Origin of the sequence: Roseovarius lutimaris, assembly GCF_900115165.1 — a bacterium.
Classification (GTDB): domain Bacteria; phylum Pseudomonadota; class Alphaproteobacteria; order Rhodobacterales; family Rhodobacteraceae; genus Roseovarius; species Roseovarius lutimaris.
The window spans coordinates 105956-122762 of record NZ_FOVP01000012.1 but is presented as its reverse complement, the minus strand read 5'-3'; the positions used below and the strand labels follow the sequence as shown (position 1 = coordinate 122762).

General features: G+C 56.9%; 16 protein-coding genes and 1 pseudogene. All 17 read right to left on the bottom strand.

Annotation, left to right across the window (positions count from 1 at the left end; genetic code table 11):
* Positions 1-201: 201 nt before the first annotated feature.
* Positions 202-684 carry a hypothetical protein gene (locus BMZ91_RS21125; protein WP_143076340.1) on the bottom strand — a complete coding sequence of 161 codons (483 nt, stop codon included), beginning with the start codon at positions 682-684 and terminating at the stop codon, positions 202-204.
* Positions 685-756: 72 nt separating this feature from the next.
* On the bottom strand, positions 757-2589 hold the full coding sequence (locus BMZ91_RS12005) for a DUF3141 domain-containing protein (RefSeq protein ID WP_092839022.1): 1833 nt from the start codon (positions 2587-2589) through the stop codon (positions 757-759).
* Positions 2586-2873: a DUF5676 family membrane protein gene (locus BMZ91_RS12000; protein WP_092839081.1), complete on the bottom strand. Its 288-nt coding sequence runs from the start codon at positions 2871-2873 to the stop codon at positions 2586-2588. The genes BMZ91_RS12005 and BMZ91_RS12000 overlap by 4 nt, the downstream gene beginning before the upstream one ends.
* A 196-nt stretch (positions 2874-3069) precedes the next feature.
* The gene (locus BMZ91_RS11995) at positions 3070-3873 is read right to left on the bottom strand and encodes an RNA polymerase sigma factor (RefSeq protein ID WP_092839019.1); all 804 of its coding nucleotides are present in this window, start codon (positions 3871-3873) and stop codon (positions 3070-3072) included.
* Between the two features lie 58 nt (positions 3874-3931).
* Positions 3932-4612: a DUF6629 family protein gene (locus tag BMZ91_RS11990; protein ID WP_245736342.1), complete on the bottom strand. Its 681-nt coding sequence runs from the start codon at positions 4610-4612 to the stop codon at positions 3932-3934.
* A gap of 29 nt (positions 4613-4641) precedes the next feature.
* The gene (gene arcC / locus BMZ91_RS11985) at positions 4642-5553 is read right to left on the bottom strand and encodes a carbamate kinase (RefSeq protein ID WP_425441571.1); all 912 of its coding nucleotides are present in this window, start codon (positions 5551-5553) and stop codon (positions 4642-4644) included.
* A gap of 9 nt (positions 5554-5562) precedes the next feature.
* Positions 5563-6564: an ornithine carbamoyltransferase gene (argF, locus tag BMZ91_RS11980; RefSeq protein ID WP_092839010.1), complete on the bottom strand. Its 1002-nt coding sequence runs from the start codon at positions 6562-6564 to the stop codon at positions 5563-5565.
* A gap of 20 nt (positions 6565-6584) precedes the next feature.
* A complete protein-coding gene (locus tag BMZ91_RS11975) occupies positions 6585-7814 on the bottom strand; it encodes an arginine deiminase (protein WP_092839007.1) in 1230 nt (409 codons plus the stop codon).
* A 19-nt stretch (positions 7815-7833) separates the two neighbouring features.
* Positions 7834-9279 (bottom strand): annotated as a pseudogene (locus BMZ91_RS11970) (YfcC family protein).
* A gap of 19 nt (positions 9280-9298) precedes the next feature.
* Entirely contained in the window at positions 9299-9952 is a 654-nt protein-coding gene (locus BMZ91_RS11965; RefSeq protein ID WP_092839004.1) for a methyltransferase family protein, read from the bottom strand.
* Positions 9949-10194, bottom strand: a complete 246-nt coding sequence (locus BMZ91_RS11960) for a DUF2933 domain-containing protein (RefSeq protein WP_092839001.1) — start codon at positions 10192-10194, stop codon at positions 9949-9951. The genes BMZ91_RS11965 and BMZ91_RS11960 overlap by 4 nt, the downstream gene beginning before the upstream one ends.
* Positions 10195-10907: 713 nt before the next feature.
* Positions 10908-12206, bottom strand: coding sequence for an APC family permease (locus BMZ91_RS11955; protein WP_092838998.1), 1299 nt, complete (start codon positions 12204-12206; stop codon positions 10908-10910).
* A gap of 23 nt (positions 12207-12229) precedes the next feature.
* On the bottom strand, positions 12230-14305 hold the full coding sequence (locus tag BMZ91_RS11950) for an AarF/UbiB family protein (protein ID WP_092838995.1): 2076 nt from the start codon (positions 14303-14305) through the stop codon (positions 12230-12232).
* The gene (locus BMZ91_RS11945; protein ID WP_143076339.1) at positions 14302-15447 is read right to left on the bottom strand and encodes a hypothetical protein; all 1146 of its coding nucleotides are present in this window, start codon (positions 15445-15447) and stop codon (positions 14302-14304) included. Before BMZ91_RS11945 ends, BMZ91_RS11950 begins: the two co-directional genes overlap by 4 nt.
* A gap of 13 nt (positions 15448-15460) precedes the next feature.
* Complete coding sequence (locus BMZ91_RS11940) at positions 15461-15697, bottom strand: hypothetical protein (RefSeq protein WP_092838989.1); 237 nt, start codon at positions 15695-15697, stop codon at positions 15461-15463.
* Positions 15694-16578: a patatin-like phospholipase family protein gene (locus BMZ91_RS11935; protein ID WP_092838985.1), complete on the bottom strand. Its 885-nt coding sequence runs from the start codon at positions 16576-16578 to the stop codon at positions 15694-15696. Before BMZ91_RS11935 ends, BMZ91_RS11940 begins: the two co-directional genes overlap by 4 nt.
* Positions 16568-16768 (bottom strand): hypothetical protein, encoded by a 201-nt coding sequence (locus BMZ91_RS21120; RefSeq protein WP_143076338.1) that lies wholly within the window; start codon positions 16766-16768, stop codon positions 16568-16570. The genes BMZ91_RS11935 and BMZ91_RS21120 overlap by 11 nt, the downstream gene beginning before the upstream one ends.
* Positions 16769-16807 lie beyond the last annotated feature (39 nt).

Here is a 16807-nt window from a genome sequence, read left to right as displayed (position 1 = left end):
CTTGAGCCGTCGAATCGACAGCCGGAGCCAGGGTTGCTGAAGACACAAGCTCGGGCGCAGGCGCGCAAGCGGCAAGGGCAAGCGGCACGCCCCAAATGGTCCGAAATTTCATTGGTAATTCCCGATCTTTACATGATGAGGTTGAATCCAGGCGCCAATTTGCGTCGGATCAGTCAAGCAAGGTCCGGTTTCCCGGACGGATCAGGTATTTGGAGGGCGATGCAGGCTTTCAGCACGTACGACAACGTTCACCGAATGATCTTGCATGTGCAATCTATCAAGGAGAGAAACAGGCAAATATTGTGGCCGATTTGTTTCCGGAAACAACGCCGGGCCTGCATGAGACATACACGTATCGTGATCATGCTCCGGCACGTTGTGGCTAGACATGTTTATTTCATGATCGTGCCCGTCATCGGGCGTCACATGAAAGGCGTCGCCTTGGGCTGCATCAACGCAGCTCTCTTGATGCTCAATACTACTCGATGCAATCGCGACACCGTTGGAACCAATCGCGAGGATCAATGCCAAAATTACAACTCTAGCTATGTGGCGTATCCGTTCCATTACATCGAAATAGCGCGCCGCACAAATCCAAACAACCGCTTTAATGTACAGTTTTGTCGCAATCACCCATCCTTGCCAGTCGGTGCAAGAGAATTCCAAACACTGACGACGATCCATTGTAGCTTACGGCCTGCGGTCAAACAGCATTTGCGCCTTTGTTCGATGCCCCGAAACCATACCTGCCGCCTTTCAGACCCCCATTCGTGCGCTATCGTCAGTATCGTCGCTTTCGATGGCGGACGCCTCAGAGCTGTCCGGCAATCCAAAGATGATTTGAAAGAGTGCTGCAGTCACCCGATCTCGTTGTATGCGAGCGGTTCTTATCTGTTGGCCAAGTGCGTCCAGCGCAGAGTGTTCAGCCAATATTGCGGGGTCGGTCGCAGGCAATGGTGTCCGGGTTTTTCCGATATGTTCGGCCGTGAGGTGGACCAATCTCATCCACGGGTTGAACTGTTCGGAAAAGACCATCCGCGACACACGCATCGGGTGCATGCGCTTGAACGCATCGGCGCTGATTGGATTGGACATAGCCATGATCCAGGGGCTGACAAACAGCGAATAGACTGCCTCGTTCAATTCCGAAGCCTGGCGAACCTTGATCAGCGCGGCATCATCTTGTTTGCCGCCGATATCCGAGACTTCACGTGACTCAAATCGCACGGTGTAATCGGGTTTGTGGCAGTCGTCGCTGCCGGTTGGGTTGTCGATTTTCATTTCGTACAGGCCGGGCTCGAGCGCCCCAATCTCGTCAAGACTTTCGAGAATGGCGCGATGCTCCAGCTTCGCGACGGAGGCTGACACGAAAAGGCCAAGGTGCCCGACATGCGGGTTGGTCAGATAGACAATGCGCTGACCCGCTGTTTTGAGGTCTGCGGTATCCTTGTAGACCTGCGGCACCCACCCCAGCGCCTGTGCGGGCGGTGTGATGTTGTCCCCGTAGGAGGCGAAAACAATCATCGGGTTCTGGATTCGGCGCAAATCAACCTTGCAGTGGTTGTCAATTCGCATCTCGCCGGATTCAAGTTTATTGCCGATGAACAGGTTCTGCGTAATGGCCAGGATTTCCTCACGGCTCAGCGTGTAAAAGCCATTCCACCAGCGTTCAAACTCCAGAAACCGATCAGCCTCAGTGTCGACGTTACTCAACAGGTTTGTATACTTTTCCCATATCGCTTTTTCCGGCTGAAGGCGCTCGAAGTTCTGAGCCAAATAGGCACCGTCAAGGCGGCCATCGCCAAGATCAGCAGCAAGATGTGCGGTCCAGGACCCGCCAGACAATCCACCCATCACCCGCATTGGGCTGGAGTCGACTTCACCTGCCCAATAGGACAGCGGAGACCCGTTAAGCACCACAGGCCCGCTCAGACCCGCGCAATCGGCGGCCAAAAGCGTCAACGCCCAACCCGCCTGACAGTTCCCGTAGAGAATGGGGGGCGTATTGGGGTGCCGACCGGCCACCTCGGTCACAAAGGCACGCAGGGCGTGGTGGACATCAGACAGCGTCTGGCCCGGCATCGGTTCTGGAAAGAACATGACGAAATAAACAGGATGGCCTTCGTGCATCGCCATGCCGATTTCGCTGTCCCGTTTGAAACCGCCAATACCTGGACCATGACCCGCCCGTGGATCAACGACCACGACCGGTGCTTTTGCTTCGTCAACACAGTCTTCCCAACACTCATCGCCAACTTCGGTGATCCGCAACAACGCGTAATTCGCTGGTTGATCGAACCTGCGGGCATCCATGATGGTTTCGTATCTGAAATCCAGCAGCGGCGGCATGCCTTGGCGTTCGTGCTCAGTAATGTTGTCGGCTCTTTGACGCAACGTGTCGAGGAAAAGCACCCAGCGTTCAAACAGGTCGCGACTGTAGGTCGTCGCGTTCGCCGGGGGTTTGACAGCATCGACGCCCTGTTGCATTTTCTGCGCCGCCTGGCCCGCTTTTCGCCTATCTTGCACGAGGCGTGTCACATTGCCCCCGCCGATCTCACTTAAGGTCTTAGTTTTTTGCGACCTGTTCATTTGCGCGTCCTCGCAGAGAAGTAGTTGAACAATGGGCCGAAAATCAGCGCGATAAACCAGCCATATGCAAAGGCTTCAGCAAGGCCCAACGCAAAACTTGTCCAGCTGATCCAACTCACCCAAGGCAACAACGGCAACCAGACTTGGTACATGGTTGCCCCAGGGAAAATGAGGCCGAAAAGGACACAGATTGCGAAAGTAATTGCGAGAAAAATACCAAGGCTCCAGCCTAGGGCGACGATTGGTATTTGGATTGTGGTGTGACCTGAAAATTGAGTACTCATGTCATTTCTCCAAGTGAACGGCGCGAGCATTCCGGGCATCCCGAAACATGCGCTCTCAAAGAAGTAGACGCTTATGCGGCACGAACATTACATGTCGTACTCGTGGCTGCTGAACCTACGGCTTTCGTGCCATCCAAGAGCCGCATTTGGATTGCGGATAGATCTGGATTTCAGGCTGATAACATTGGGGTCCAGATCAACAGTGTGTTTGGTCATCCGTGCCACCGCAACCAATGGGCGGGCAAGAGCAATCCTGAAATCCATGTTCACAACAACAACCACAGTGGCCCAGCAACCGGTCACGAAGCGTTGCGCGTGCGCGGTGCAATCGGACGGCAAGGGCCCCGGAGGAAATACCCAGATTTTCCGCAACGGACTGACGGCTCTCATCCTCCAGATCGATGCGGCGTATCAAGTCGCCTGTATCCGTTGGAAGTGTTGAGATCAAGCCGCGGACACACTGGCAAATATGCACGTACTCCTCGGCACCGACTTCGCTGGTTTCGGTGCTTTTTTGTTCTCCCTCAAACGCTGCACTCAGCCGACGATTGCGCCCGGTCTTTCGATAATGGTCGTTCAGAGTCGATCGCAGGATGGAATAAAGCCAGGCATTCAGCTTTTCAGCGTCGCGCAATTGGTCTTTGCGTTTGAGAACCCTGAGGCAAAATTCTTGAAGAACGTCTTCGGCTTCGGCCAGGTTGCCCAATCGCTTGACAAGAAATCCCAGAAACATCCGGCGATTGATCGTCAAGGCCTCGACCGGCGAATGCTCATTGGTTTGTGCTTTGGTCGTATTTGCCCCGCTATTAGTCACAACCGCCACTCCAAAGTAATTTCCAATTCTGCAATTCGTAAATGCCGACAAACTCGCGGCACTCAATGTACTCCGTTTAACTGTGAACTTGTCAAGTTTAACGAGGTCGGTTGCAATCCGCAAACTCTGGCCGTCAGAAAGCCTCAGTTCGCCTAAAGCGCTACAATAATTGATAATATGCTGCATCAGACCGTGGGCAGGTGTAGGCTTGGTCCCATACCACACCGTGCCGCTGAGAGCCTTACTATGCGAACAATTCCGGGCATTCTTGTGCGCATTTATTCGTCAGAATGATATATACGAGGTGCAGCGTGGCCAATCCTGCCAGCAGACAGAAGAAAGAGATATAGGCATACTGCAACAGAGCAAAATCCACGACAATAACAGCCACCAAAGTCAACGCGAAATGGCGCACATGCCGGTAGTGCGATAAGGCGGGCGGGATGACGATGAGCGCAACATAAATCGTGTTTGTCAGCCAGCGTGGCATCATGAAATCCAGCCACATCGACTTTTCATAGGCCAATGAGGCGTTGTTGATCTCGACCACTATCATGTCGCGGCTCAAGCCATGCGGCACATAAAGCAACAAACCGAACAGCAATCCTATAAGAGATAGCGCCAGGAAAAGCGGTTTGCGGGGGCTGCTGGCGGGTTCCAGCACGAAGACGCAAAAAGGTATCCAGACGGGCCACATGAACCAGGTAAAAAACATGAACCCCATCGCGCCCCAGACGACGGCAAGCGGATCCGAGCCTGTCATTCCAAGCCAGACATTTCCTTCCATGAACTGCTGAAGGCCCGCAAAGAGCGGCATCAGGGCAATTGGCAGATAGCGTAGGTTCTTGCGCCACGCGATGACCGAAATCGCGGAGCCGCCAACCACCAGAAAGACGCTTGCGGTGAAACTGACGCCAGCTGACATGCACATATCAGGTACTTTCCTTTGGCGGTTTAGGCACCCTGCGTCGTAACGACCGTACCTGCTGTACCGTTTAGAATCAAAATGGCATCTTCCAAGCGTCCGATCCCGGCCAGCTTACCGCCAGCGCGCACAAAATTGGCAGCAGCGGCAACCTTGGGCTTCATCGACCCTTCAGGCAAGTCCAGCTTGTCGGCCTCTTGCGGGGTCAGGCGCGCAACAGGCATGGCTTGGTCAGTCCCAAAATCGCTAAAGACCGCCTCTACATCGGTCAACAGCAGCAGCGCGTCGGCCTGCAACTCCGCGGCAAGAAAGGCGCTGGCATAGTCCTTGTCGATCACGGCTTCAACTCCGATCAGGCTCCCGTCCTGACGTCGCACAACCGGAATGCCGCCCCCTCCGGCGCAGATTACGACCACACCCTGATCCAGCAGCAAGCGCAGCACCGGCAGGTCCGGGATTTCCTGCGGTAGAGGAGAGGCGACGACGCGTCTCCATTTTGTGCCATCAGGAGCGATGGCCCAACCCCGCGCTGCTGCCATCGCGCGGGCCTCGGTCTCGGCATAGACCGGCCCGACAAATTTGCCGGGGGTGGTAAAGGCTGGGTCTTTGGAATCCACAACGATCTGTGTCAGCAAGACCGCAACAGGCCGGTCATGATTCAGAGCGTTTTCCAGTTCCTGCTCTATCAGGTAACCGATCATACCCTCGGTTTCGGCCCCGAGAACATCCAGCGGATAGGCCTCGTCGGGCTTGTAGGCCGCACCTTGCAATGCCAACAGGCCAACCTGCGGGCCATTGCCATGGGTGATGACCAACTGATGTCCAGCGCGCAGGATCGCCGCCAGTGCAGGGGCAGCTTTCTGCACATTCATCCGCTGGTTCTCTGCTGTCAGCGGCTCGCCCCGATGCAACAGGGCATTGCCGCCAAGGGCTGCAACCACCAACAACGCTCAGCCCCCCAATGTGGCGACAAGAACCGCCTTGATCGTGTGCATCCGGTTTTCCGCCTGATCAAACACGATCGATGCCGGGCTTTCGAACACCTCGTCCGTTACCTCCATGGCAGTGATCCCGAATTTTGCCTCGATGTCCTTGCCGACTTCGGTTTCAGTGTTGTGGAACGCAGGCAGGCAATGCATGAATTTCACGCGCGGATTGCCGGTTTTCTGCATCACCTCAGCATTGACCTGATAAGGCATCAACAGCCCGATCCGCTCGGCCCATTTTTCCTTGGCCTCGCCCATCGACAGCCAGACATCAGTATAGACGAAATCGACGCCCTTGACGGCCTCGCCCACATCATCAGTCAAAGTCACCCGTGCCCCCGTCTCAGAGGCGATAGACTGCGCTTCGGCTTGGATCTCCTTGGTGGGCCAGCAGGCCTTGGGTGCGCAAAGCCGCACATCCATGCCCATCTTGGCCCCGCCGATCAGCAGACTGTCGCCCATGTTGTTCTTTGCGTCGCCAAGAAACGCATAGGATATTTCGCGCATCGGCTTGTCACTGTGTTCCGACATGGTCAGGAAATCCGCCAGGATCTGCGTCGGGTGAAATTCATCCGTCAGGCCGTTGTAAACCGGGACACCGGAAAACTCGGCCAGTTGTTCGACGATCTGCTGCCCGAAGCCGCGATATTCGATTGCATCATAGACCCGGCCCAGTACGCGAGCGGTGTCCTTGACGCTTTCCTTGTGGCCGATATGGCTGCCCGATGGCCCGAGATAAGTGACCGTGGCACCCTGATCATGCGCCGCCACCTCGAAACCGACGCGGGTCCGGGTACTGTCCTTTTCGAAGATCAAGGCAATCTCCTTGCCTTTCAGGCCGGGCTGTTCGGTGCCGGTATATTTTGCGCTTTTGAGATCGGCTGAAAGTTTCAGCAGAAACCCGATCTCGGCGGGATTGAAATCGCGCAGGGTTAGGAAACTGCGGTTCTTGAGGTTAAAGCTCATTGTGTGATCCTTTCACGGGGTCATTCAGCATCGCGGATGGTCGGGCAACTCATGCAATGACTGCCGCCCCTTCCCCGGCCCAGTTCGGCCCCCGGCAGTTCCAGTACTTCGATACCCGCAGCGCGCAGTGCGGCGTTGGTATCATCGTTGCGATCATAGCCGACGACCACACCGGGGCGCAGCGCCAGCACATTGTTGCCGTCGTTCCACTGTTCTCGCGACCGCTCGGCCTCATTATCGCCGCCGGTGGGAACAACCGTCAGCTTCGGCAGGTTCAAGACTTCCGCAACCACCTCAAACAGGTGCCGGTCGTCACGCCGAAATTGCAGCGGCGCCTTGCCCTCGGCTGGACGCAGATCGAAGCAGGTCATTTCGTCTGCAACCTCTTTGAAACTTGTCACCACATCGCCGCCACACAGCGTGAACACCGTGTCCAGGTGCATCGCCGCACGGCTTTTCGGCAATTGACAGGCAATCACGCGATCTGCCGCGCCCTTGGCAAACATCGCCGCCGCTAAGAGGCCGATGCCCTGTGGCGATGATCGTTCGCCCATCCCGACCAACACGGTGCCATGGCCCACGGGCATCACATCGCCGCCTTCGACGGTGGCAAGCCCGTGATCCACCGTCGGGTCGCCCCAATGTACCTGCGCCTTGCCCGCAAATTCCGGGTGGAACCTGTAAACTGCCGCGGTCAGCAGCGTTTCGGGCTTGCGCGCGGGCCAGAACATCGGGTTCAGCGACACGCCGCCATAGATCCACGCGCTATTGTCGCGCGTAAACAGAAAGTTGGGCAGCGGCGGCAAGATAAAGCCATGCGGCCCCAGATAGCTGCCAAACAGACCGGACGGCTCAAACGGCAGATCGCCAACCTCCAGCCCGCCGATGAGATGCTCGGCCAGTTTTGCGCCCGGCAACCCGTTCATCCAGGCCCGAAGTTCGCCCAGCATCCCGGTGCCGACATCATTGGTGGTGATACGGTGGTCCAGCACCCATGTGCGCGCCTCAGGAATATCCAGCGTTTCGGCAAGCAGGACGTTCACATCCAGAACCTCGATCCCCTCGCCGCGCATTGTGGTTGCGAAAACATCGTGGTCCTTCTGCGCCTGCTTGACCCAGAACACATCGTCGAACAGCAGCGATTGGGCGTTCGACGGCGTCAATCGGCGATGCGCCAGACCGGGGCGGCAGACGATGACCTGCCGCAGTCTGCCGGTTTCGGAATGGACGCCAAGTTCGTGGGTCGTCATGTTGGAGACTCCAGTTATGTCAGAGGATTGCGGCGATGCTGAGCACGGCCGAGATAAAGATCGTCAGGATCAGCAGAAGCGGCCAGACAAAGGCGATCCAGCGGTCATAGGGCACACGACCGATGGCCAATCCACCAATCACCACGGCCGAGGTCGGCGTGACCAAGTTCACCAGACCGCTGGCGGATTGATAGGCCGTGACCACGAGATCACGCTAAACACCGGCAAAGTCTGCCAGCGGTGCCATGATCGGCATCGACAGGACGGCAAGGCCAGACGAGGATGGCACCAGAAAGCTCATCGCGACCTCAATCCAGAACATCAGGTTGATGAAGGCCAGTTCCGGCAACCCACCTACGGTCAGTGCTGCGCTGTTCAGGATCGTGTCGGCGATCAGACCCTGTTCCATGATCACAACGATGCCGCGGGCCAGACCGATAATCAGCGCTACGCCCAGAAGGTCGCGCGCGCCGTCAACAAAGGTCGCTGTCAGGCGTTTCTCGCCCATCCGCGCGATCAGTCCGACCAGAATGGCCATGCCCAGAAACAGCGCGCCCATCTGCGCCATCCACCAGCCCTGCGAGGAAACCCCCCAGATCAGCGCCGCAAAGGTTGCCGCGAACAGGATCAGGATCACCGATTGCGTTCCGCTCAGCCGGTCCTCAACGGTCCCATTGCCGCCGGACAGAAAGGCCTGTTTGTTACTATCGGCCTGGGCCGCAACGATCGAGCGGGCCGGATCAGCCTTTACCCGCATCGCGTAACGCATGACATAGGCCACACAGATCGCAAGCCCGCCGAGCAGCAGCACCAGACGCACAATAAGTCCATCGGTAAACGCCACACCCGCCGCATTCGAGGCGATGACAGTAGCGAAGGGATTGATCGTGGACCCCAGCGTGCCAATCCCGGCACCGATCAGGATGATTGCAACGCCCGTCAGCGCATCGAACCCAGCAACCATCATCACCGGGATCAAGAGCGCATAGAAGGCCAGCGTTTCCTCGGCCATGCCGTAGGTCGTGCCGCCAAGGGCAAAGAGCGACATCAGGATCGGTATCATCCAGACCTCGCGCCCCGTCATTTTGCGCATAGCCGCCCTGATCCCGACATCAATTGATCCGGTGGCGTTTACGACCCCAAGAAAGCCGCCCAGAAATAGTACGAACAGCGCCACGTCGATGGCGTTGGCGGCATAACTATCCGGGTCATAAAACCCCGCAGTTGGTGCCAGAAGGACATCGATGAAACCTTGCGGATTGGCATCGACTGTCGTGTAAGTACCCGCCACGGCGACTTCGCGCCCGACAGCTTCGTTCATCTCGCGGTCATATTGACCCGCCGGAATGATCCAGGTCAGCGCAGCGACCAGAACGATCAGTAGGAACAAGATCGTGTAGGCCGTCGGAAACCGGGACGCGAGCTTTTCGGCCTGAGGATCTGTCTTGACTGGTTCGGTTGTCATGGTTCCGTCCCTTTTTCGATCAATGTGCTTGCTGAGGTTCTGACCGCAGCGCCGGAAAAAAGGCCGGGACACGCCGCGCATAGTCATCAAAAACAGTGCCGAACCGTTCGCGTGTTTCCTGCTCTTCCCTGCGAGCCAGACGGGCATACATCCAGATCAGAAACGGATACATTGCCAGGGTCAGGAGCGTCGGCCATTGCAACAGAAACCCGGTCAGGACCAGGACGAACCCGGCATATTGTGGATGCCGCACCCGGGCGTATAACCCGGTCGTGGCCAGCTCCCCTTTACGCTGCGCCTGGTATAGTACCGGCCATGCGGCGGAAATCAACCAGAAGCCGCCACCGATCAACGCAAAGCTGAGCAGATGAAACGGTCCGAAATGCGGGTTGGCCTGCCAACCGAAAATCATCTCAGGCAGGTGCCCGGAATCATGTGCAAACCAGTCGACGCCGGGATAACTCGTCTGCAGCCAGCCCGACAGAAGATAGATAGTCAGTGGAAAACCGTACATTTCGGAGAACAGCGCCACCAAAAAGGCGCTGAACGCGCCAAAGCTGCGCCAGTCGCGCGCGGTCTGCGGTTTGAAGAAGCTGAACGCAAAGATTATGAAGATTGCGGCGTTAAGAACGGCAAAGAGCCACAGACCGTAGGAGGAGGCAGCGTCGCTCATGACTTGTCACCGTCGTGCCCGCCATGACCGCCGCCCCCGTGGCCGCCATGCATGAAGAAGTGCATCACTATACAGCCGAGCAACAAAGCAATGATCAGGCCGTTGCCCGCAAAGATATGCACACGATGTTCAAAACCGAGCAGTATTGCCGCAACTGCCACAAAAACGATTAATGCGACCCTTGTGCGCGACTTCCAGAAACGAGGCGCTGGTTCGTGCTTTGATTGGTCAGGGTCCGTCATTTCAAATGCTCCTAATCTGTTTCTGTTTTAGATAGACGCGGCCTGAAGCAGAACCTTACAGAAAATCCTACAGGCGAAGCCGCACAACTGCGGAAGACACATTCCGACTTTTCGTTCGGAAAACTTCTCAGCTTATCACCTCGACCTGGCAGGTGCCCGCCGTTTTTCTTTTACTGATCAATGCTGTGTCTTGGATATGGCATGCTTCGGTCAGGGTGCGAGCCGCTTGACCGTCTCTCGGTTGCTTGTCCGGCAGATAGAGCCCGCTGCGTATATGCGGCGGCATTTTTCAGTATTTATGCCTTGAACCGCCGGTCCACGCGCCGCCACCACAAGGAACAGACGCATTGCGAAACCGACCGTTAGAGATATCCGGACATAGGATCAAAACCGGCCGAGCCCCATTGACGCCGACTTTGCCGCTCGCCGCCTGATCACGTGACCTTGCAAGGGTGTGACGGAAATCGGTTAACTCGCATACAACGTGGGGCGAAAAAGGAGATCGCCATAGCATGGCGACGTGATAGCTGCTTCTTCGCCGCCTGACGGCCTGCATGATCCCAAAATATCTGTTCCGGCATTGGGTCACCGGGCAATCTCAGCCGGGCCGCTTTTGGAGGTTGTGAGCACGCCACCCGCCACAAGAACAATGCCGACTGCGAAAGGCACATGATGAGTGTCATCTCTTCGTTCCGCCGTTTTGTGCGAGGCGGTCAGTGCCCAGATTCCGTCTGCGGTGCAGTCCAGCGCTTCAAGTAGATCCTTTCATAGATGAACACGGCTGAAATCGCGACACCAGCATATAATACGATCATCGGATCAGATCCCAATTTCATTGTCGTGAACGCCGCCAGAACGATTGCATCGAATGCCATTGCGCAAAGTAACACGATCCCGTTCGCGCCGATCTCGTGGCGCAGGTGCCGAAATACACCCCAATGCACCAGCACATCCATGATCAGGTAAAAGAACGCACCAAGTGACGCGATCCGGCTCAGGTCAAAGAACACTGCAAGCGTCGAGGCAAGGACGACGGTGTAGACCAGCGTGTGGCTTCGGATCGAGCCTGACATGCCAAAATGGCTGTGGGGTATCATTTCCATGTCCGTCAGCATCGCCAGCATGCGCGACACCGCAAACACGCTTGCCAACACGCCCGAAACAGTGGCAACAGCCGCCAGGACAACCGTCAAATAAAAGCCAGACTGACCCAATGCGGGGGATGCGGCTTCGGCGAGCGAATAGTCCTTTGCGGCGACAATCTGATCTATCGACAGATTGGCCCCGACGGCCAGGGCGACCAGCAGATAAACCACAACGCAGATAGCAATCGAAATCATGATGGTGCGGCCCACGTTGCGGTGTGGATTGGTGATTTCCGCGCCACTGTTGGTAATCGTGGTGAACCCTTTGAACGCCAGGATCGACAGGGCCACGGATGCAACAAAACCGGTTGTATCAAAGCCGGTGGACGCACTGCTTGCGGCCGCAAACGTGAATCCGCCCGACCACAGAGCGATGATACCAAAGAGCGCGATACCTCCGATCTTGATGACAGCCATGATGATCGACAAAAGCCCGACTGACCGGTTGCCCGAAATATTCACGAAAAAAGCAAAAAGAATGACGCCGACCGCCAGGATTGGAACAAGCGGGCCGTCTGTGATGTCAAAGGGCCGCAACACATAGCTCGCAAATGTCCGCGCCACGAGGCTTTCCGAAATAACCATGGACAGCGCCATCAACAATGCAGCCGCTGCGGCCATTGCGCCTGGCCCATAGGCCTTTTGCAAAATCATTGCGATCCCACCAGACGAAGGCCATGCGTTCGACATTTTGATGTAGCTGTAGGCACTAAACGACGTCACGATGGCGCCAACCACGAATGACAGGGCAAAATAAGGTCCGGCCAATTGCGCTATCTGTCCGGTCAGAGCGAAGATGCCCGCACCGATCATCACGCCGGTTCCCATCCCGACGGCACCTGCCAAACTGATCGAGCCCTTGTTCATAGCTTCATCGCCGTGTGCATGTTTCAAATTTCTGTCCCTTCGTGATGAATTTCGTCCTTTTCAGACGGATCAGTATGCCAGCGGAAATCGCAATGATCGCGCCCCATGGCGATTGTTCCGGTTCGCGCCAGCCTGCCGCCCCATTTCTCGGCCAAAGGATAGTCCAGCGCACACCATGTCTGGACACAGAGGTCGGACGCGCCGTTTTTTTCAAAGAACGCAGCAACAGGGCATTTCGTGCAATCGAACCCGACGGTCTTGGGGTCTGTGTCAACATCGCGCCACCCATAGGCCGGACTTCCAAACGGGAAATGCCGGAACAGGTTGGTGGCGATGCGCATCTGCTTTTGTGGGCTGGACGACAGGGTCCTGGCCAGAACGAGCGGTGCTTGCGCCATACGTTCATAGATTGACCAGCCGATATCGTAGACAATACTGTTGCCTTGCTCGGCGGTCAGCCCTTGCGCCACAAGGCCGTCGTGACAGGCAAGCGTCAGCGCCGCTAGATGGGTTGTGATCGTAGCGCCGACGGTCGGTTCCACCGCCAATCCGGCCTCCAATTCATCGTAACGCTGCCAGGTCGCATCCAGCACGGAGTGCACGTTCAACGCGGGGCTTACGCGCTCAAGGACCGCGCGAGCGTGACGTTCAACGATGGCGCGCAACATGTGCCGTCCGGCGTCGCCACCACCAAGACCCGACTGAGCGGCAAAATCGGCTGCCAGCGCCTTGGTCGCCGCCCAATCCCAATCGCGGTCCATCGCCGATTGCGGCGGCATTTCACCAAGCAGAAGCAATTCAGGCAGAATTTGCGACACGCGTTTGGACAGAGTCCCCGGAGTTGTTGCGCGCGCCGCATATTCGCGCGCGATATAGGGGCGTGACAACTGCTCGAACCGGGCCGCGGGGGCCAATTCAAACAACAGGGCTTCTGCCGTGGTCAGGGCCTTGGCGTGCAGCATCAGGCTGGCAGGGAAAACGAAACCTGCGTGATAGCCGGCTTGCATCATCTCAAGATACACCTTTGCGATACTCGTTTCGCGTAGTGGCGAGGCGTAAAAAGCATTCGCCAGCGTGTCGAACCGATCGTAAAACGCCGTTTCGTTGGAGTGTGGCAATGCCTCTGTCTGGGCGCGAAAGTGATGAAAGGCGCGGCGCGTCTGGCGTTGCACCACCGCCAGCCAATACAGAATGAACCTGTCCCGTTGAGAGCCTGTCAATTGTCCGAACATCCCGAAATCCAACAGCGTGAACCGCCCGTCCGAATGAAACACGATGTTGCCGGGATGCAGGTCCGCATGGAACAAACCGTCCGACACGAACATTTTCAACAAGACATCGACCAGCCCGTTGACCAGTCGGGTTTTCTGGTCGTCAGCCAATTCAATTGCGGCCTGGTTCAGCCGCATTCCGTCAACCCAATCCATCGTCAGAATTCGACGCGTGGTCAGTTTTGGATAAGTCTTGGGGATCCTAACAATTGCGTGCCCGGAAAAGTTCTGGCGAAACCGTTCCATGGTTTGCGCTTCGAGCGAAAAATCCAGCTCGTTCATGGTATAGCGACGGAACTCTTCAAAGAACGCGCTCAGGTTCGTGCGGCGCAATTTGCGGGGCGCAATTCTTCGCAGCAAACCAAGCCCAAGCTCCAGTGCATCAAGATCTCGCGCGATCAGGCTGTCGATGTCAGGCCGCTGGACTTTGACGGCCACTGCTGTCCCATCGGCCAGGGTCGCGCGATGCACCTGCGCAAGCGAGGCCGATGCAACCGGTTCTGCGCCAAAACTTGTGAAATGGTCCGATAGTGCCCCGCCCAACTCGGCTTCGGTGGTCGCCCTGATCACTTCAAATGGAACTTCCGGGGCGTGTTCCTGCAACGTCGCGAGCGCGGTTATGTAGGCATCAGGCAAGATTTCCGGCCGGGTGCTAAGGATTTGGCCAAGCTTTATGAACGCAGGGCCAAGGTCGACAAGGCTTTTGACAAAACGGACCGGTTTGGTGTCGTCGTCCAATACCGGATCAAATCGGCGCAATGTCCTGAACTCCCGGAACAACGTCCACCAGATCACGCCAAGACGGCGCGTATGGGGTAGCCACGTCATGCCCCCACCTCTCTTTGGAGACCGGTATTTGAACCGAAGCCTTTCCCGGAGCGTGTTTCCGGCAGAAATTGACCAAGTGCCGCCAACGCCGTGTCCAGGCTCAGGTGATCGGTGATTGTCGTCACGCCGTTTGGGTCAGGTCCGTCATGCCGAAGGATTGCCTGCACTGTTGCAAATATCATGATCGCCGTCGCCTGAGCCTGATCGCCAGTCTCGACGCGGATGTCGCCTGTTACATGCCCGGCCCCGTCAAAACCCTGCGCGATTACCCGCGTCCGCGCACGACCATAGACTGGAAGGCGCAACATCCAACGGGTCAACCATTTGGAGTTTTGCAACATCGCTGGTCCCAACCCAAAGGCAAGCGAGACGGCAAGGACACGCGTCATCCAGGGCGGATCAAGGGCCACGAAACTGCGCACGGTCTTGAGGTGTTGTCCGGCGCTTCGGGCAATAATCACCTGGTCAACAAACCCGTAGCCGATTGAATGACGTGGGCGACCTTTTCCCTTGAACGCAAATTTCCGCGTAAGCTGGCCAGCAGCCACCGACTGCAAGTGACCGTCGATCATCAAGGGGTAGATTCGTCCCGCAGTGCGCAGAAACCACTCGGTTGCAGCCGCACCGTAATGACGTCCCAGGCCCATTTCGACACCAATGTCAATTTGAACGGTTTCCGGGCATTTGGCCCCGATCTCAGCTGCCAAAAGGTTGGTCAAACCCGGCGCAACCCCGACGCAGAGTATGGCGTTTCCTTGCCCGATAGCGCCTTTCAGGGCATTCTCGATCGCCTGGAGATAATCCGGAGTGGCCGATGTTTCTAAAAAACGGCCGCCGGTTACAATGACCTGTCTGATCCATTCGGGCGGTGTCGCTTCGGTCAGATTTACCACGATTGCATTGGCTGACATTGCCGGTGTCTCACTGCCGGAGATGTCCAGGGAAACGTGGCGCAGCCGGTCTCCAAAACGATCGGCATTCCCCTTGGCGCGCCGGGATAGCGTGATGACGTCAGCCTTGGTGTTCTCCAACAGAAGCTCTGCCAATCGCGCCCCGACATCCCCAGACCCGCCCACCAAAACGACTTCGGGCAAGTCAGCGGAATTACCACCCGCAGCGTCTTGCCTGGAAGCAGAGCTCATCTTGACCCCCTTATCAAATACGGCTGGATTCAACGTAGTTATCCGCTGGGTGAGCATGGTTCATCCTACCTTCGCTATGGGCCTTATCGTTTTCCATGTGACCCATCATCGCTTCGATCTCTTCCGGGAAATCTTTTTCTGAAAACCTGGCCTGTTCTTCATCGTCGTGGACAAACGCAAGGATCGCCGCCAGCTCTTTACCGTCCAACTCGATCACACCGCCAAACTTGCCGCGCGGCAATCCAGTCATGCCGAATAGCTTTTTTCCGGTTCCGGCATCCGGATCAGGTTGTGAATTTCGGCACGCAAACTCAAAACCGCGCGAGCACCCGCTGCAGCGCATCGTCGCTTGTGCCTGAATTCCAGAACGCCAACGGGGGGATCAATGCGCGGTCGAATAACCAGATCGGCCCTCTTCATCCGAAGATGTGAATGTTCGTTCTGACAGATTTCGATCGCCCGGTGCATCGCCTGAAGCCCGTTTGTCGGCTTGGTCGCTCTGGTGTTTGTCGCTGCATCGAGGACGATGACCACATCAGCGCCGGCCTCGCGCGCCACATCCACAGGGGCAAGGTCGCAATACCCGCCATCCACCAGACTGCGCCCGTCAATTTCGGCAGGCGGCAGAATTCCGGCCAAGGCAGCGCTTGCATATAGCGCATCGGTTGCGAGCCCGGACCCAAAGACCACACGTTCGCCAGCCACAATGTCGGTCGCCGTTGCAAAGACCGGAATCCGGCCTTCATCAAGGCGCTTACCCAATGTCAGCCGGGACACAATCCCCCGGCCCCATTCGACGGTCGGCTGACCGACGCCCCAGCCGAAGTACATGCCCGTGATGACTTTTTGGGCAACACGCAGGTTCTTGATGTAGTTGACCACTCCCGGTTCCGTAAAGGTGGGCAGCATTGGAAAGCCGGAAATGTCCATGTCGGACAGGTCGCGGTACCAGTTCTCGTTCAGCGCATAGGTCGCGCCTACCACGGCACCCATCGAAACGCCGACAATGACATCTGGAAAAATTCCCAGGTGGTTGAGCGCCCGCAAACATCCGGCATGTGCAAATCCCCGGGCACCACCTCCAGCCAGAATCAACCCCAATCGGGACTTGCGAGATCGTTCATTCAGCATGGGCCGGGCTCTTCACAATCAGCAATGTTGCAGCGCCAACAACAGCGCCCATCGCCACGCCACAAGTGGCTGTCCACATGGCCTTGCCCACCAGACGTCCACCCGGAAACAGGATCACACCCCACACAATGACGTAGACACTTTCGGCAATGCTGTTCAGCACAACTGCAGTACCCAGAACAAGCAGCATCCGGTTTTTGTGTTTGGCTCGGCTTCATCGCGATCTCCC

Bases quoted from the DNA above. Each gene is read 5' to 3' on its own strand.
- BMZ91_RS21125 (WP_143076340.1), bottom strand. From the start codon at position 684: ATGGATCGTCGTCAGTGTTTGGAATTCTCTTGCACCGACTGGCAAGGA.
- BMZ91_RS12005 (WP_092839022.1), bottom strand. From the start codon at position 2,589: ATGAACAGGTCGCAAAAAACTAAGACCTTAAGTGAGATCGGCGGGGGC.
- BMZ91_RS12000 (WP_092839081.1), bottom strand. From the start codon at position 2,873: ATGAGTACTCAATTTTCAGGTCACACCACAATCCAAATACCAATCGTC.
- BMZ91_RS11995 (WP_092839019.1), bottom strand. From the start codon at position 3,873: ATGCAGCATATTATCAATTATTGTAGCGCTTTAGGCGAACTGAGGCTT.
- BMZ91_RS11990 (WP_245736342.1), bottom strand. From the start codon at position 4,612: ATGTCAGCTGGCGTCAGTTTCACCGCAAGCGTCTTTCTGGTGGTTGGC.
- argF (WP_092839010.1), bottom strand. From the start codon at position 6,564: ATGAGCTTTAACCTCAAGAACCGCAGTTTCCTAACCCTGCGCGATTTC.
- BMZ91_RS11975 (WP_092839007.1), bottom strand. From the start codon at position 7,814: ATGACGACCCACGAACTTGGCGTCCATTCCGAAACCGGCAGACTGCGG.
- BMZ91_RS11965 (WP_092839004.1), bottom strand. From the start codon at position 9,952: ATGAGCGACGCTGCCTCCTCCTACGGTCTGTGGCTCTTTGCCGTTCTT.
- BMZ91_RS11960 (WP_092839001.1), bottom strand. From the start codon at position 10,194: ATGACGGACCCTGACCAATCAAAGCACGAACCAGCGCCTCGTTTCTGG.
- BMZ91_RS11955 (WP_092838998.1), bottom strand. From the start codon at position 12,206: ATGAACAAGGGCTCGATCAGTTTGGCAGGTGCCGTCGGGATGGGAACC.
- BMZ91_RS11950 (WP_092838995.1), bottom strand. From the start codon at position 14,305: ATGACGTGGCTACCCCATACGCGCCGTCTTGGCGTGATCTGGTGGACG.
- BMZ91_RS11945 (WP_143076339.1), bottom strand. From the start codon at position 15,447: ATGAGCTCTGCTTCCAGGCAAGACGCTGCGGGTGGTAATTCCGCTGAC.
- BMZ91_RS11940 (WP_092838989.1), bottom strand. From the start codon at position 15,697: ATGACTGGATTGCCGCGCGGCAAGTTTGGCGGTGTGATCGAGTTGGAC.
- BMZ91_RS11935 (WP_092838985.1), bottom strand. From the start codon at position 16,578: ATGCTGAATGAACGATCTCGCAAGTCCCGATTGGGGTTGATTCTGGCT.
- BMZ91_RS21120 (WP_143076338.1), bottom strand. From the start codon at position 16,768: ATGCTGCTTGTTCTGGGTACTGCAGTTGTGCTGAACAGCATTGCCGAA.